This window comes from Mastigocoleus sp. MO_188.B34, assembly GCF_030065675.1.
GTDB lineage: Bacteria > Cyanobacteriota > Cyanobacteriia > Cyanobacteriales > Nostocaceae > Mastigocoleus.
Genome location: NZ_JASJDK010000152.1, coordinates 1 through 16,618, shown reverse-complemented (window position 1 = coordinate 16,618; position 16,618 = coordinate 1). Strand labels below are relative to the sequence as shown.

14 protein-coding genes are annotated in these 16,618 nt (G+C 35.8%); 6 read left to right on the top strand and 8 right to left on the bottom strand.

Translation table 11 applies throughout. The annotated features are described in order from the left end of the window. Together QNJ50_RS25170 and QNJ50_RS25165 are read left to right on the top strand one after the other, a co-directional pair. Nucleotides 1-833: serine hydrolase domain-containing protein (locus QNJ50_RS25170; protein ID WP_300641075.1), on the top strand; the 833-nt coding region annotated here is incomplete at its 5' end. Nucleotides 834-905: 72 nt separating this feature from the next. After that, nucleotides 906-1,040, top strand: coding sequence for a hypothetical protein (locus QNJ50_RS25165; RefSeq protein ID WP_300641073.1), 135 nt, complete (start codon nt 906-908; stop codon nt 1,038-1,040). Between the two features lie 35 nt (nt 1,041-1,075). On the opposite strand, the gene QNJ50_RS25160 is transcribed toward QNJ50_RS25165, so the two are convergent. After that, nucleotides 1,076-2,317 carry a hypothetical protein gene (locus QNJ50_RS25160; protein WP_300641071.1) on the bottom strand — a complete coding sequence of 414 codons (1,242 nt, stop codon included), beginning with the start codon at nt 2,315-2,317 and terminating at the stop codon, nt 1,076-1,078. A 191-nt stretch (nt 2,318-2,508) separates the two neighbouring features. Beyond that, the gene (locus QNJ50_RS25155; RefSeq protein ID WP_300641069.1) at nt 2,509-3,798 is read right to left on the bottom strand and encodes an amino acid permease; all 1,290 of its coding nucleotides are present in this window, start codon (nt 3,796-3,798) and stop codon (nt 2,509-2,511) included. Between the two features lie 507 nt (nt 3,799-4,305). Here QNJ50_RS25155 and QNJ50_RS25150 point away from each other — a divergent pair. Then, nucleotides 4,306-6,897 (top strand): adenylate/guanylate cyclase domain-containing protein, encoded by a 2,592-nt coding sequence (locus QNJ50_RS25150; protein WP_300641067.1) that lies wholly within the window; start codon nt 4,306-4,308, stop codon nt 6,895-6,897. Nucleotides 6,898-6,996: 99 nt separating this feature from the next. On the opposite strand, the gene QNJ50_RS25145 is transcribed toward QNJ50_RS25150, so the two are convergent. After that, the gene (locus tag QNJ50_RS25145) at nt 6,997-7,590 is read right to left on the bottom strand and encodes a DUF2808 domain-containing protein (RefSeq protein ID WP_300641065.1); all 594 of its coding nucleotides are present in this window, start codon (nt 7,588-7,590) and stop codon (nt 6,997-6,999) included. A gap of 369 nt (nt 7,591-7,959) precedes the next feature. Between QNJ50_RS25145 and QNJ50_RS25140 the strand changes: the two genes are divergently transcribed. Then, nucleotides 7,960-8,475, top strand: a complete 516-nt coding sequence (locus QNJ50_RS25140; protein ID WP_300641062.1) for a hypothetical protein — start codon at nt 7,960-7,962, stop codon at nt 8,473-8,475. Nucleotides 8,476-8,577: 102 nt separating this feature from the next. Here QNJ50_RS25140 and QNJ50_RS25135 read toward each other — a convergent pair whose 3' ends face one another. After that, complete coding sequence (locus QNJ50_RS25135; protein WP_300641060.1) at nt 8,578-8,904, bottom strand: TMEM165/GDT1 family protein; 327 nt, start codon at nt 8,902-8,904, stop codon at nt 8,578-8,580. Nucleotides 8,905-8,980: 76 nt separating this feature from the next. Then, entirely contained in the window at nt 8,981-9,436 is a 456-nt protein-coding gene (locus tag QNJ50_RS25130) for a TMEM165/GDT1 family protein (protein WP_300641058.1), read from the bottom strand. Between the two features lie 1,313 nt (nt 9,437-10,749). Between QNJ50_RS25130 and QNJ50_RS25125 the strand changes: the two genes are divergently transcribed. Further along, nucleotides 10,750-12,501, top strand: coding sequence for a DUF4114 domain-containing protein (locus tag QNJ50_RS25125; protein ID WP_300641056.1), 1,752 nt, complete (start codon nt 10,750-10,752; stop codon nt 12,499-12,501). A 108-nt stretch (nt 12,502-12,609) separates the two neighbouring features. On the opposite strand, the gene QNJ50_RS25120 is transcribed toward QNJ50_RS25125, so the two are convergent. Beyond that, the gene (locus QNJ50_RS25120; protein ID WP_300641054.1) at nt 12,610-12,993 is read right to left on the bottom strand and encodes a YkgJ family cysteine cluster protein; all 384 of its coding nucleotides are present in this window, start codon (nt 12,991-12,993) and stop codon (nt 12,610-12,612) included. Nucleotides 12,994-13,151: 158 nt separating this feature from the next. Here QNJ50_RS25120 and QNJ50_RS25115 point away from each other — a divergent pair, with 158 nt between their 5' ends. Further along, entirely contained in the window at nt 13,152-13,271 is a 120-nt protein-coding gene (locus QNJ50_RS25115) for a photosystem II reaction center protein Ycf12 (protein WP_027842434.1), read from the top strand. Between the two features lie 242 nt (nt 13,272-13,513). Here the strand turns inward: QNJ50_RS25115 and QNJ50_RS25110 are convergent, their stop codons facing one another. Beyond that, complete coding sequence (locus tag QNJ50_RS25110) at nt 13,514-15,508, bottom strand: zinc metalloprotease HtpX (protein ID WP_300641051.1); 1,995 nt, start codon at nt 15,506-15,508, stop codon at nt 13,514-13,516. 298 nt (nt 15,509-15,806) lie between these two features. Beyond that, entirely contained in the window at nt 15,807-16,130 is a 324-nt protein-coding gene (locus QNJ50_RS25105; protein WP_300641049.1) for a hypothetical protein, read from the bottom strand. Nucleotides 16,131-16,618: the final 488 nt, after the last annotated feature.

The window sequence follows — 16,618 nt, the reverse complement described above, 5'->3', positions numbered from 1 at the left end:
ACCAAACTGTATTTGCTGCAGCTTCTTTAACCAAACCTTTATTCGCCTATGCAGTTTTAAAAATGGTTGAAAGGGGACAATTAGATTTAGATACACCTTTAACAAAATATACAGAAAAACCTTACGTTTCCGATCCCAGAATAGAGCGTGTTACAGTTCGTAGAGTTTTGTCCCACACTACAGGTTTTCCTAATTGGAGTGGAAGTAAACCTGTCTGGTTCAAAACTCAACCAGGAAAAAAATTTGGTTATTCTGGAGAAGGTTTTCTTTATTTGCAAAAAGTAGTAGAAAAAATTACTAAACAACCATTAGAAAAATATTTGCAACAAGAAATACTAACTCCTTTAGGGATGAATAGCAGTAGCTTGGTTTGGAATTCAGCTTATGCAATAACAGCTTCCGACGGACACAACCGTAAAGGTAAACCTAAAGCTATGGGAAAACCTAAAGCTGCGAGTTCTGCCGGAAGTTTGCGTACCACAGCTACTGACTATGCCCAATTCCTGATTGCTATGATGAATCCTGGAAGTGTTGATAGTCCAAACCTAACGGAAGCAAGTTTAGAGCAAATGTTAACTCCCCAGATCAAAATTAGTCACTCTATTGATTGGGGATTGGGTTGGGGTTTAGAAACAACTAGTAGCGGGAGATTTTTTTGGCATGGGGGTGATTTGGGTACGTTTAAAAGTTTTACTTTAAGTAGCCGAGAGTCAAATACTGGAATTGTAATATTAACCAATAGTCAGAATGGTTTAAGAATATCTGAAAAAATCGTTAGTAAAGTGTTAGCAGGAAAACATCCACTTTTTAAGTTTTGGATGATAGATTATTAAACAAAACTCTTCGTGAGTAATATCAGCACCTAGCATATCCACAAGAAGCGCAACTATAGTGAGCACACTGTAATGAGCAATGATTTAGAAATTTATGGTAAGCATGCTGCAGTATTAGAGGCGTTAGCCTTGTACACTCACCTAAGTTTTGCTCTGATTATTTTCTCTGATGCAAAAATAGCCCAAAAATCACATTTTTTGGGCTAAAAATCTAAAAATAAGTATTCAGATTTTATTTTGTATTAATTACGCTCGACTAACTCCTGAGACTTTTTATTGGTGTTTTTTGTCTTTGCCAACATCAAATTAGACTGATTAGCACCAAATTTATAACCAATCCCAAAATTTAAGGGTTTAATGTTTCTATTTCCTTTATAAGCCTTGCGTAAATCCGATTGATAGCGATTACGAAATAAGCCAATAGGGCGCGTGTAAGCACCATAGAAAGTTAAATCCCATTGTGATTTATCAAATGATTTGAGAGGCATTCCAGAATCATCCTGAAGGATATGACTACTATTAGCCAAAATAGTATTTTTAATATTTGAAAAACTGCTGTTGTACATTAAGTAAGAAGCTGCTTTAAGATAAGTAACTGGATTCTCTAAATTAGTTACAAACTTTGTTAATTCTGGACGTCTTGTCAGTCCACTATTAGATAAATCTGTAGAAAAATAGTACAGGTTTCGTGGTTCCGACTCTCCTTCAGGAATAAAGGCTATTTTTACCCCTGGAACCATTCCTTTTTGGAATTGTTGAATATTAGCATCTTTGTCTAAACCAACATACTGTAAGTCAAGAATTCGGTTGCCAGTACGAACCATAAAAATATACAAAATTGGTAGAACTCCTTGCTTTTGCAAGTCCACCTTCATATCATTAGTTCGAAAAAAACTAAATTGTAAAATTTCAGATAAAGAACTTCTAGATTGTCTTAACTTATAATTAATTTGGTTATTGTTGAGCTTAGTAAAGTCAGGTACAGTTCCAACAGGTTCTAAACCTACTAGAACATATTCTTTTGCTTTTGGAAATAAAGAATAGGCATATAAGAAATCAGGTCCACTAAAAGGATAAAAAACAGACGGAGAAGCAGCATTAATTTGTTTTAATTCTTCCGCACCCCATTTTCTAACTTTAGTCAATTGTTGCTGCTCTAACTTTGACCAAGCATTTTTAAAGAAATTTTGATGGTTGCGCCAACCATTAGTTTTTTGGACTCCAGCGAAAGGACTATTAGCGTCTAAACTCATACCTGCAAATAACTTGGCAGTATCAGTTAATTTCTCTGACTTTGCCTTATCAAACTTTGCTAAAGGGTCTGTTTGAATCTGAGAAGTAGGTTCAACTTTAGCTATTGTTGGTTGTTTGGAATTACTATGATCTGCATTTGTAGTGATACTGTTGACACTATTGCAAGCCTGAAGAAAAAATAGTAGCCCCACACCTGCACTTAAAATTGATAAAGTTTTTCGATTGCTCATAATTCTGATTTTGATGAGATGGTGAGAATTCTGTATATTTAGTATTCTGGGATACTTAACTTGTTTTAAGAGAAGAAATTAACAGTATGTAATTTAATTCAATTGATAGCCTATAAATACAAAACAAATTTCACTTTATATCTAAATACAGTAGGTATATAAACTGTTAATTAACAGCTGAAAGATGCTAGCTAGCTATTAACTTTAAATTTGTTATTTGCTCCTAAATAATAAATAATTAATCCAATAGCTAAGGTTCCAATACCAGCAAAAGACTCCATTGGCTTACTCAATAATAAAAATATCAGCGTCCATAAACTAATAAGCAAAAATACTATTGGTGTTATCGGATAGCCCCAAGTTTTATAAGGACGAGGTAATTTAGGATCTCGCAGTCGATAAATAAAAACCCCTAAAACTGTCATAAAGGAAGACAAAGTTAAGGTAAAACCTAAATAAGTAATAATTGCCTCAAAACTCGAAGTAATGAGCAAAATTGTCACAATAAAAAGTTGTAACAGAAGTGCATACAAAGGAATACCACTTGTACTTTTTTTTGCAAGTATATTGAATATAGGAATATCCTCACCAATTACCTGAGTAACTCTAGGTCCAGCAAAAACCATCGAACTAATTGAAGAAATCAGTCCAAAGGAGATTAATAAACCCATTATTTTTGCACCCTGGGAACCAAAAATTTGATTAGCAGCGATATAACCAACATCCAATTCTCCTGCTAATTTTCCAATAGGTGTGCTGTGCAGAAAAATAAAATTTAGGAGCAAATATAAAGCTGTAACAATTAGAGTTCCAATAATTAAGGAACGCGGGATATTTTTCTCTGGCTCTTCTACTTCACTGGCTAAATAAATAGCTGCGTTCCAACCAGAATAAGAATAAGTCACATAGACAAGAGAAATTGCAAAAGGAGAACTAAAAATTAAGGATAAATCTGTTGTTGATGGCAAGAATTCTAGATTTTGTGGCTCTGCAAAAACTAAACCACAAGCAATCAAAACAATAATTGAAATTACTTTAACAACAGTAAATATTTGTTGAAAATAACTACCTAACACCATATTTTTAGCATGTATTAGGGAAACACCAAATACAACAAATAAAGCAATCACGAGAGGCGGTAACAACGGTAAAACACTAGAGAAGTAGGCTCCCAAAGCCATTGCAGATGCTGCTATTGGTGCAGCAAACCCCACTGTCACTGATACCCATCCAGATAAAAAACCCACCACAGGATGATAAATACGAGAAAGATAACAATACTCACCACCAGAACGAGGCATTGCTGCTCCTAATTCGCCATAAACTAAAGCTCCACACACAGCGAATACCCCACCCATGACCCATAAGAACAACAAAGTAAAGCCGGACTGAATATCTGTTACCTGAAAGCCTAAACTCGTAAAAACACCAGTACCAATCATATTCGCAATTACTATACAGGTGGCAGTGAGTAGGCTCACTGTCTTCCGTTCAGAGGTATGTGAAGACATAACAAACTACATCTGCAAAAATACTTGCAGGGAAAATATATAAATAACAAAATAATGTTTTATCGTATCTTTTGAAACTTGTGCGTCCTTGTAATCACTTATGTTTTATGTCGCCACAAATTTGAGATCGTAGCTGCAACCGTTAAAATACCGACTATATCCTAATCTTCACAATTCTAAATTGACAATAAAGGAGCAACGGAAGAAATATAACAACGGGCATATACAAATTGCTGATTCTTGCTTCTTCCTTCCCAATCCCAATATCTTTTTTAATTACTTGGGATTATTTTTTCTTCCCCTAGGAATTCTTTTTTCTCAACTTTTATTCGGAATAGATGACGCTTTATCTTTCCAAAGATTAAACTGTTAATATTGATAGAATAGTGTTTTTTATTACAGGCAAGACATAATATATTTTGGCTTCATTGACAGTGTTAAATATTCCTAAAACAAATCCTATATCAAAAACCCATTATGTCAGTACATCAATATAAATTACGCGATAATACTGATAAAGTCATAAATAATAGAAATGAAAAACACAGGTTCCCACTTAATGAAACTACCCCTGTGGGAACCCTTGCCAAAAAGCAAGGAACTATTTCTAGTTTTCTTGCTCCCTTGACTCAAGACACCTTTAAGCAAGTTGTCAATGAGGTTCAGGACAAATTGAAGGTTGTCAATCAAACCCTATCCATGTTGGATTCCCAGGGGTTTGAGGCAATTTTGCAAGAAATGCTGCATTCAATCACCCTCAAAACTGGAGAATTATTGGGAGCAGATCGAACAACTATTTTTCTACTGGATGAAGAAAAACAAGAGTTATGGTCAATAGTAGCGGAAGGAGATGGTAACAGTTCTTTAGAAATTCGTATCCCAGCAAACAAAGGTATTGCAGGTGAAGTTGCTACTTTTAAGAAGGTTATTAATATTCCCTACGATTTCTATGACGATCCGCGTTCGGTATTTGCCAAAAAACAAGAAAAGAAAACTGGGTATCGGACATATACCATGTTAGCTTTGCCCTTGTTAAACGAAGAAGGGAAATTAGTTGCAGTCGTCCAGCTTTTGAATAAGTTATTACCAAATCACCAAAGAGATGCGGCTTTATCAAAAAGAATCGATCTTCAAGGTTTTACCAGTTCTGATGAGCAATTGTTTCAAGAATTTGCTCCTTCTATTGGATTAATCTTGGAATCTTCTCGTTCTTTCTATATTGCGACCCAGAAGCAAAGGGCTGCAGCCGCACTTATGAAAGCGGTGAAGTCCTTATCTCAAAGTAATTTAGACTTAGAAGATACTCTCAAACGAGTGATGGACGAGGCAAAAGAATTAATGAATGCCGACCGTTCTACCTTGTGGTTAATAGATCGCGATCGCCAAGAATTATGGACAAAAATTACTCAAGATGACGGTTCTACCAAAGAGTTGCGTATACCTATAGGTATTGGCTTTGCAGGACAAGTTGCAGTATCTGGCGAAATATTGAATATTCCCTTTGATTTGTATGAACATCCAGGTTCCGATACAGCCAGAAAAATGGATCCACAAAATGGTTATCGGACTTGCAGCCTATTATGTATGCCAGTGTTTAATGCCGATCGGGAATTAATTGGTGTTACCCAGTTAGTTAATAAAAAGAAATCTGGTGATTTTCCACCATATAATCCTGAAAATTGGCCAGAACCACCTGAATGTTTCCAAGCAAGCTTTGACCGTGATGATGAACAATTTATGGAAGCTTTTAACATTCAAGCTGGGGTTGCTTTACAAAATGCTCAGTTATTCGCCACAGTCAAACAGCAAGAGCAAATGCAAAGGGATATTCTTCGCAGTTTATCCAATGGGGTAATTTCCACCAATCAATGCGGTGAAATAGTTGCGGCAAATGAAAGTGCAAAACAATTATTGGGATTGGGAGTAGAAGAAGTTATCGAAGGGAAATTAATTACGGATATCATCAATATCAAGGAAGGTGATTTCAGTACATGGTGCACAGATGCTTTAAATTCTGCCCAAGCTAAATATTCCCAGCAATATTATCCAGATCGTACTTTAATTTCTAATGCTGAGGAAGAACACAGTATTAATTTATCTATTAATACAATTGCCGATGTAAATGATCGCCAAGAAATTCGGGGTGCATTAGTAGTAATAGATGACATTAGCGATGAAAAACGCCTAAAGAGCACGATGTACCGTTACATGACTCAAGAATTAGCAGAGGAGTTACTAAAACTTGATGATGCTAAACTTGGAGGCGATCGCAAAGAAGTTTCAATTTTATTTTCCGATATTCGTGGTTACACCACTTTAACCGAAAACCTGGAAGCAGAAGAGGTGGTGAGTATGCTCAATGAATATTTTGAATCTATGGTTGAAGCCGTATTCAAATATAAAGGCACCCTAGATAAATACATCGGTGATGCCATTATGGCTGTTTATGGTTCCCCCTTACCTCTAGAAGAACATGCTTGGATGGCGGTGCAAACGTCTTTAGAAATGCGGAATCGCCTTTATGAGTTTAATCAACGTCGTCGCGCTGCTAATAAACCAATTATTAATATCGGTATTGGTATTAATTCTGATATAGTTATTAGTGGCAATATTGGCTCCAGCAAGCGAATGGAATTTACTGCTATTGGTGATGGAGTTAATCTTGGTTCCAGACTAGAAAGCGTAAGTAAACAGTACGGCTGCGATATTATCCTTAGCGATAACACTTATAAGCCTTGTCAGGAACAAATATGGGCTAGGGAACTAGATTATATTCGCGTTAAAGGTAGAAATGAGCCAGTAGCAATCTATGAATTAATTGGTTTGCGTAATGAACCCATAGATTCTAAAAAAATAGAAAAAATCGAACATTATCATCAGGGGCGCAAATATTATGTAAATCGCCAGTTCAATCTTGCCAAAAAAGAATTTGAAAATGTTTTACAAATAGATAGAAATGACCTAGCTGCAAAAATGCATAAGGAGCGTTGTGAATATTGGTTAGGCTCTGCACCAACAGATATTGATAATAAATGGGATGATGGTGTGTGGACTTTTAAAGATAAGTAGTCAATGGATAACTGGTAATTGGTAGTTGGTAGTTGGTAATTGGTAATTGATAATTGGTAATTGGTAATTAGTTTTTGGCAAATGATTTGTATTACCCATTCACTTACTAGCTGATTTACTAACTAATAGAGGATAAGATCGCAAACCAAAACCGTCACCGTAGAAGTGAAATCTACCAAATCCTAAAAACTGACCGTGGGGATTGTCTCCACGAGGAAATGCCGTGACTCCAAACAAATAGATACCTTCCGTCCCAGGATTTCTGTTTGGCTTAAGAGCTATAGTAACAGTTTCTCCGGGAGAAACTGGTGGATTAAATTTTAAAGATACAGTTTTTAATTTGCGATCGCTAGTTACATCTAGGGATAATTTCTCCCCCCTATTTGATGTATTACCAATAAAAGCAAAACTATCATCGAGATCAAAATTAATCCGATCTAAACCTTCATGCTGATTAATCTTTACTTTCTGTAGAGGCTCACCTGCATTAGGAGGTAATTTAATTGTGAAATAGTAAGTCGCACCCCACACATTCACATTCTTAAAGGTCGTCACAGCCCTCAATAAACGCGGTGGCTGTTTAAAGTATACTTTTCCATCCCTTAACTGTACGGCAGAAGTAACTTTGGCACCTAATATTTCTACAGCACCGAAAAAAGTCAGTGCCATACTTAATATCAAAGCAAAACGCATTGTTTTAAAAATTTTATTACTACTCAAAACTTTGAAGTTTCGCCTTACAAAGTTTCAGAATTACGTCTATGATGTTATATCTTAAACTAGTAAATAAGTATTGTTATTTTGATTTTATTTTTCGATAATGCGAGTTAATTTGCATTACTTCTACATTACTATTTTTTTTATATCGTGCTAATTAAATTATATTTTTTTAATATTTAGTAAATAAAATTAACTATTTAGGTTTTATTTGTCGGAAGCATCATGTAGAAACATGAACTGTTTATGTTTCTTTGTTTTGGGATTTGTAAAAGATGATTGAGAATAGTGGTCAAAAGAAATTGTTAAGTTAGATACTGAAAGTAGATTAGCGAAATTATTCATATGAACATCATTTCTAGGGTTGGATACAAGCATCCAGCCTGGCAAACACTCATAATTTTCACCTTGGGATTTTGGCTAAGTGCTAGCATATTTTTAGACTGGGTAATTATGCCAAGTCTTTACGTGTCGGGCATGATGAGTCAGAGTAATTTTGCCTCAGCAGGCTATCTAATGTTTTGGAATTTCAATCGGATTGAGTTACTTTGTGCTGCGCTAGTTGTAACGGGATTTTTTGTTCTCCAAAAAGTTCAAGTAGGTGCTGAGTCTAATTACACCTCGAACACTTGGCTTAGTCGTAGTGCAATAGTGTTGGCAATTATTCTGATGACTGTATCTTTAGTAGATACTTACCTTCTAACACCACAGATGTCTGCAATTGGTATACAACTCAATTTATTTGAGGCTTCAAGTGAGCTTCCCAGTGGAATGGGTTTAATGCACAGTATTTACTGGCTGTTAGATGGAGTAAAACTATTAGTAGGTGGTTTGCTCATTAGTATTTGCTTGCGAAGATAAAGCAAAATTCATTCGCTTAGTTAATTTTTATTCGATTAATTCAGGTAAACTTTTGTAAGTAATCCTCCCTGAATTAATTATCTTTTTAAGCAAATAATTTGACTATTGTTTGTCAGCGATTATTTCTGTGGCTTCGATATCAGAAGAATCTTCATCTTCGTCTTCTCCAAACAACAAACGTAAAGCTAAAATTGCAAATCCAATAGCTGCGACTATCTTTAGTAATCGTGTCGGTAGAAATTCCGCTACTGCTCCTCCTGCGATCGCACCCAAAAGGCTAGTAAGCAATAAAGCGCCAGCTGTTCCAAAAAAAACTGCACGTGGAGATTTTGAACGACCGGAAAGTGCGATCGCAGCTAACTGACTTTTATCGCCAAGTTCGGATAAAAAAACTGTAATAAAGCTTAAACTTAAAAGATGCCAATTCATACGCTTCTATCTAAATTATTTAACCTTACACAAAAAATTAGTCTCTAGATCTTTGTTTACTCGCTGACAAGGCTCACTAGCCAAAAATTACGTCCCCAAACAACATAAGTGAGACCAGCATTAGCGTTACCCCAGCAGCTTTCTCCACAGTCTTGGGGGATAATTTGCTGGATACCCAACTACCTAACGCTACACCCAAGAGGCTAGTTGAAATTAATGCAACTCCAGCACCAAGGAAAACGACCCAAGGCTGATGAGACTGTGCACTCATCATAAGTGTGGAAATTTGCGTTTTATCACCTATTTCTGCTAAAAATATAGTGACAAAGGTAGTTCCGAAAATCGCTAATGGTTGGCGTCCTGAAGATTCTGAATCTTTTGATAACTCTTTTTTATTATCAGAGTCGTCAGTCAAATGATTTTCGACAACTGTAGTAGGAATAAGCTTTTCACCCTGTGGCTGCTGAATAATTTTTTCATCAGCATTGGAAGAACTATTGCTGGAGTTGAAAGGTACTGAGTCAATTTTCACGATTTATAATCTTGCTATACATTTATTCATATTTCTATCATTTTGTCAGATTTTTGTTAAAAATTGCAACTTGTCTGACATACATATAGTATTAGTTCTTTTTGCTTGAAGGATCGCCGCAGTTAAATTAGGATTTCTTCCTGTTTGAATTCCTGAATTATAGTAAAAACACTTAATTAAATTCAAAATCAAATCATTTCCTGTATTTTATTTCTGAATTTAAATAACTTATTCAAAGGTTCTATCGGTGATGATGCAGATAATTTTGACTTCGAGGACTACGTGAAATTTGTTGGTACTGCTTCGGAAAAGTCAAGTGAGCACATTTAGTAGTGATAATGATGACGATGGAAGTGGACAGTTTAAGACTCTTGCAATTCTCAATAAAATTAATTCCAATCAATTGAGTGAAGATAAATTCATTCTTTAAGTTTTTGCTGATTAAGTACAGTAGACATTGAATTGTCTATCTGCGTACGTTCTACTGTAGAGATGTTGCATGTAATGCAACATCTCTATATAAGTTTTTAGCTGGTAATATTTCATATCTCAGAAGTGTTTTCCATGTCTTAAGTTTGTAACTATTTTGTATCTACATTGTCACTTTTATACCGTATAGTCCGATCTATCGAATTAAATAAGACTATGACATAAATCTAACTTATATACTTATGAAAAATTCTAAGACATGTGATTTAATAACATTTTTTTGATGCTTATACTATTTTTAAATATATGTTTATATGAAAGACATTTACGTTCAATTCATGATTACGTATAGGAAAAAGTATCAAAGTATACCTTTGTTGCTGCAACGAGTATTCATAAACACTTTTACAGTGTAAGTAGATAGGGATTAGGGAAATTTAAGTAACCGTATTTTAAATAATTAAAAGTTTAGTTGGAATGCTGTAATTTTAGATTCATGATTATTTTAATTAACTAAATCTAAAATCTGAAATTGACTTTATTTAAGCATTTTTGTGCTTTGTGTTCTATCTATCACTATAAATTTAAATTACTTAAATGATTAAAAAATACTATTTATTTAAGTTAGATTTTGCTGAATATAATTTAATTTAAAAATTGCCAATTATTCATATATTTTTTGCAAACAATTAGGGGAAATAGTCAATGAAAACTCGGTAACTCTTGGTTAATTTCTAAATATTTATAGTAAATATTTTTAGTGTGTATATTTTGGCGTGTAATTTATTCTTTTCATTCTTTTTGACTCGGCTCACACACCATCGTATTGTGTGCTGTCCTGTGTTTGCTAGATAACTTAAAACATCAATACAAGAAATAAAATCATGGAACCTGAAATTCGACAAACTAACGAAGAATTATTGAATACTACAAATGTAGAAGATTCTGCTGTAAGCAAACCACTATCTTTCAAAAAGATAGATGGAGCTACAGGTCCAAATCAGACTACAGGTGTTTTTCGTGCTGAGCTTTCAGATATTGGCTTTGATATTAACTCGATTCAGATAGCTGATAGTAATAGCGGACAGGGAGGTGCTACGGGAAAATTTAGTGGCTTCGACCTTGATGGAATTAAAATTAGCAATGTCAAAATTGACAATGCACAAGAGATTAATAACATCCCTGCTTTGGACGTGTTTGACTTTAGTCCAGAGAAAACTATTTTTACCCCAGGAACACAAAGACCGGGAGAATTTCAGGATGAAAATCTCCAAGGAAGTCTCAATGGTGAACTTAATAATACTTTTGCAACTTTAGAAAGTTTTGATTCTGACGGAACCACATCAAGTTCTCATGTCAGTTTGGGTGATGGTGGAAAGATAGGTTTTGACCTCAAAAAAGCTATTGAACAAGGGGAAACACTCTATCTCTACATCGGAGAAGCAGCAAATAATGGCGAAACTCCAGAAGGTCTAATTACAGTCTCCAACCAAAGTCTCACAGGTGGAAACAATGGTGGACAGACTGGTGGTGAGAATAGCGGTGGTGAGAATAATGGTGGTGAAAACAATGGTGGACAGACTGGTGGCGAGAATAATGGTGAATTAACCCCCAATAACCAGGGTTTAGAGAAGGTTGAGTTAACATCCAATAATTCCGTCTTTATCCCTGGTGATGGTTCCAGAACGACACTTAAATTTAATCTTACTGAAAGTAATACTAAATCCGTTAATGAGTTGGGAGTTTTTATTACTGATAATGAAAATGGTGATATTAACGGTATCTCTCCAGGAGAAGATGGTTATACCCAAGCAGCACTCCAACGTGGACAAGTAGTCTTTTCAGCCCTAGCTGATAATGGTTTATCTAATCTGAGAGAACCCAGGGAAATCAGTTTTGATGGTGGTAAGAATTTAGGATTTTATTTCATCAAAGATGGTACCACCGATCAGGCATTAACAGATTTGAGTGCTGGCAAAGCAGCAAATAACATCTTTTTTGACGCTAATGTTGCTAACCCCGACCGATTGGATCGTTTACAAATTTCTGAACGAGAAGATGGTCAATTACGTCTAGCTTGGAAAGAAAATCCTGAAGGTGACAATGGTGATTTTGATGATATGGTAGTTGACTTTGAGGTCAGCGATGAATCACCGGCTTTAGGTAGCAATTTACAAGGTGGTTTCCAAAAAGAAATAATTGATTTGACAGGTCAAGAAGGTAGGGAAATAGAAGCCTCATTTGAAGTAGAAAGTCAAGCCGCTTTCAATAATATTGCCGGTTTGTATCGGATTGCAGATGAAAATGGAACGGTAGTCGATCCCTTAAGTGGAGAAACATTTTCTCCTGGTGATTCTGGTTATACTCAAGCAGCACTTCGCAACAGTGTAGTAGAATTTGACCGAAATGGAACTGAAGAAGCAGTAACCCTGGAAGGTGGAGCATTATATGCGCCATACTTACTAGCTGATGGTAGTAAAGATAATGCTTACTTCGTCCAGTTAGAAGCAAATTTAGATGGTTTAGATCATGTTCGCTTATTTGGAGATAATACCTTTGGCTTTGAAGATTTAGCTGGTATTGGTGATGGCGATTTTAATGATATGGTCTTTTCTGTTGATTTAACAGTTAAATAACTTCATTATTCTTGTTGCAAACATACGCGACAAAAATTTCACAATATAAATTTGCTATGGAGACGCGATGCATCGCGTCTCTAGATGACAGTGTTTATATCCTAATTTCTATTTTTCGTGTGGGATCCGTACTTGTCCATCCTCCTCAAATATCGCTTGATTGAAGCGTATCATTTCCAGACTCCGTAAGCCGTATACACCTTCTATTTGCTGATTACAGCACTCTATGGCAAAATCATTTAAGTCCTGCGCTTCAATACCATACATATCAACAAATACTTCCGCTTCTACGCGGCAAAAACGCGGTCGATTTTGATAAATTTTACATTCTCTAAGTTCGCGATCGTAGTTAATGCACCATCCTCCCTCACCTACCATACTTAGATAAAGCTCTAACTCCTCAGGAGACAAGTACTCTTCCAATTCTGGACGGTCTGTGGGGTCGAGATGACAGCAAGCTCCACATTGCTTAACACATTGCCAAGTTGCCATTATTCCAACCTAATAGTAAATATCCTGATTTTAGTGTTTTATTGTTTTTCTTTTCATTTTGTTAAGTTAATTAAACTAAGGAGGCGATAGCCGGATATGATCGAAATCAAATACAACACTTGAAATTATTTAACTTTTTTAAGATCGGAGGGAGGAAAATGGAAGCTTTAGCAAACATCAATTGGGAAGTTATTTTTCAGTTGACATTTGTTGCACTTATTATGCTTGCAGGTCCTGCGGTAATTTTTGTACTCGCATTTCGTAATGGTAATATGTAAGACTTAAACTGAATTTCAGATTATTGAATTTCAGATTATTGAATTTCAAATTATTGAACTTCAAAAAAGAACTCCAAAAAAATTAGAGACGTAAAATACTACGTCTCTAAAATTTTATTTGCAAATATTTGCAGATTTACGCAATCATGAGTTTTAAATAAAACAAGTTAAAAAATATAACTTGAAGGCTTACAAAGCTTAATTTAGTAGTCTGCAAAAGTTATGAGCTTACCAATCTCAAATCAAGAAGCGATTAGGAAAAGACCAACAATTATCATCCCTCCACCCAGAATAAATGACCAGAAGCGATGGTAACTATTAACAACAGTACCATTTTCACTTTGCAAACTAATTAAGTCCATCCAAGGTGCAATACCTCTACGGAACCAACCAACACTTTTAACTTTCATCCCAATCAAGCTTTTAACTCGTTTCATCCCAAATAAGAAATTACCGATCGGACCAAAACGAGAAGAATAACGTAGGAATAGCATACCACTACGGTCTTGAATTTTTAGGTCAGAACCAAATTGATAACCCGCATCACCACGTCCAATAAGTTCGCCTTTTATCTTCGCAGGACGACCGCGTAAAGGACTAGCATAAGGGTCAGACATCAAGGTCAAAACATCGGTTTCTACTGCTTTGTTATAGCTGGGATACATCACAAAAGCTTTGATTAAGGTTCCTATTCCCCAACCAATTATTGGGTAAGCTATCAGCGCAGTTAAAGTTTCAGCAATACCCACTCCAAGTATTAGTCCAGCAAATAAACCTATTGTTTGGGAACTGTAAATAACAATATCTAAGAAGAAATTACCGTAAAGCTTTTGTTTGTTTAAATGTTTACCTTCACCAATAACTCGTCCCATGTCAAATTCAGTGGGTAAACCTAGCTGTTCGGCGTAGTTACTCAAAGCACGCACTCGCTTACCGGTGAGGGGGTGAGTAGAATTTAACTCCATCCACCAACCCCAAGGGTTGAACATATCCCATAGAAAAACCCTACCAATTTTTTCTGGTTCGGAAGCGATACGATATGCGGTTCCAGTACTTCCTGCGGCTTTATGATCGTAGATACCCAGAGCGCGAGTTCCTTCAATTAAGCGACTTGGTTCTTTGGAACGGGATCCTTCTTCAAGAATACCGTAAGCAATTTTCACTAAAGCACGGGATAGTCCATTGGGGTTACCTGTGGTTTCAGCTGCGAAGCGATCGGCAAAATATTCGCGCGTCCGGGAGAGATACAAAAGTAAATAAGTACCAACCAAATAAAATATATAAGCAACCAGGGCTACATTTTGAGCTGCATCTTTAGCCTTGCTACTACCACCTCGTCCTAGTCTTTTAGCCGTAACATAAATTAAATAACAGATTTGTACTAGAGTAGAAGCTACTGTCATCACAGCGAAGTCCCAATGGACTATGTGACCTAGTTCGTGAGCATAGACAGTTGCAATCTCATCATCATCTAAATAAGTAAAAAGCCCTTGACTGACGACCAAGCGAGCGCTGTTGGGTAAGGAACCGTAGGTAAAAGCTGTGGGATTCTGGTCATCAATAATTCCCAAACGGGGAGTTTTGAGCTTTTTTTGTTCGCAGACGCGCCGAATAACACTCGCAGTTTCCGGTGAAAGATTTTCTACTTCACTGATATCTACCCAACGAGTTTGATACAACCAACGCTGACTTAAATCCATCAAAAATGGTGAGAGGAAGAAAGCAGCAGTATTAAAAACAAGGGTAAAAGCGATCGCAAACCCCAAACCAGATATGGGATCTTCACTACCTAAAATAAAAATTATGCTCAACCCCAAAGCCAACACCATACCAAAGAGTAAAGTGATGGTAACCCCAGAAGCTAAGGTTAAATTACCGCCAATACCTGCCATTGCTAATTTAACACCCGCACTGGCACGACTTGCTTTTTGGATTGTATTAGCTTTCGTTTGAGAGCTATGCTCAGATATAGTTCTTGAAGAACCAGTCAGTTGTTGATGCATTTGCTGTGCAAAGCTATTCACCTGAGAGTTTTCACTTTGCATTAATCTTTGACACAGAATCAAAGCTTTTTCATTTTGTCCTGCACCTTGATAGGATCTTGCAAGCCACATCTGCGCTGTTAAAAATTCTGAAGAATTGGTATCGTTACAATTACGACAAAATTGCTCCAGTCTTTGAATCGCTTCTTGATAGCGTCCTTTTTTAGCAGCTTCTAATCCAGATTGCAGTGACATTATTCAATTCCAAATTAATAAAAAATAATTTCATAACGATCTATATTTCACTAATAAATTCAGTCTCTGTCACCGGTATTTCGCAAAATTTTATCTAAATATCAGACCTAAGGAATACTTTAAGTAAAATTGCGCAAGTATATTAACTAAAAATATAAATCTATCTCTAATTTAGCAAAGGCTTAAACAATAGCAGTTTTCAAGACACTTTGGAAACAAAAATTATGAAAACAAAAATACTCTCTCGGAGCACATACTTCTTCTCCTCAAGAGCAAAATAACTGTTTTCTTTTAAGTTTCAATATGCATCCTCTACCTCTAGTTGAGCAACAGTCACAGCATTAAAAGCAAAAGCCGCAACTATTGGTAATGGACACCGAAAAACATAGGCAACTAAGGCTGCAATCATTGTTGCACCGACTGCAAAAATTGACCAGAAACGCTCTTCGCAGGTTAATCCATGCTTTGCTTTAATTCCTCTAAGAACCTGAACGGGAATTGGTTCTGGTATGACGCCTCCAGGAGGAAAAGCCCAATAGTTATTAGACCGCTCTTCAAATAAATCAGTCCAACCGTTTTCTTGGCACCATTCCTGAACCCATTCGTTACTGTAATGCTTCATAATAACTGTTTGCAAATAGATTCTGTGTCTGTGTGGAAATTTGGAATTTGATAAATTCCTTTTTGTATTTCAAGTGCTCTCAATTTATATGGCAATATTTTTGTGAAAATATTTTGGATTTCGGAATAATATGTTCGGGATACTATACGCGGAATACTATGTGTAGATACTGAATTTATAGACCCTAAATCATAAATTATAAATATTAACTTTCATTAAGGGAATAATACACATGAAGTTTTCAAGAGCAGTAAACATTTATTTTCTATCTAAACATTAACAGCATATCGCTAGGCACTGCATTAAATGAAAATAAACTTATCTCTTTTTGGGAGGGAGACATTTTTCAATATTTTTGCCACGACATACTATTTATTTAGCAAATTTTTCAGGTACTAACAAGTCATATTTTTAAACTAATTTAAGCGCCAACAATCAGCGCAATATTTCTTAACAAATAATGTTTTTTTGTTGAATAAATCTTTGTC

Coding starts and splice junctions, on each gene's coding strand:
- QNJ50_RS25165 (WP_300641073.1), top strand. CDS start 906: ATGAGCAATGATTTAGAAATTTATGGTAAGCATGCTGCAGTATTAGAG.
- QNJ50_RS25160 (WP_300641071.1), bottom strand. CDS start 2,317: ATGAGCAATCGAAAAACTTTATCAATTTTAAGTGCAGGTGTGGGGCTA.
- QNJ50_RS25150 (WP_300641067.1), top strand. CDS start 4,306: ATGTCAGTACATCAATATAAATTACGCGATAATACTGATAAAGTCATA.
- QNJ50_RS25145 (WP_300641065.1), bottom strand. CDS start 7,590: ATGCGTTTTGCTTTGATATTAAGTATGGCACTGACTTTTTTCGGTGCT.
- QNJ50_RS25140 (WP_300641062.1), top strand. CDS start 7,960: ATGAACATCATTTCTAGGGTTGGATACAAGCATCCAGCCTGGCAAACA.
- QNJ50_RS25135 (WP_300641060.1), bottom strand. CDS start 8,904: ATGAATTGGCATCTTTTAAGTTTAAGCTTTATTACAGTTTTTTTATCC.
- QNJ50_RS25125 (WP_300641056.1), top strand. CDS start 10,750: ATGGAACCTGAAATTCGACAAACTAACGAAGAATTATTGAATACTACA.
- QNJ50_RS25120 (WP_300641054.1), bottom strand. CDS start 12,993: ATGGCAACTTGGCAATGTGTTAAGCAATGTGGAGCTTGCTGTCATCTC.
- QNJ50_RS25115 (WP_027842434.1), top strand. CDS start 13,152: ATGGAAGCTTTAGCAAACATCAATTGGGAAGTTATTTTTCAGTTGACA.
- QNJ50_RS25110 (WP_300641051.1), bottom strand. CDS start 15,508: ATGTCACTGCAATCTGGATTAGAAGCTGCTAAAAAAGGACGCTATCAA.
- QNJ50_RS25105 (WP_300641049.1), bottom strand. CDS start 16,130: ATGAAGCATTACAGTAACGAATGGGTTCAGGAATGGTGCCAAGAAAAC.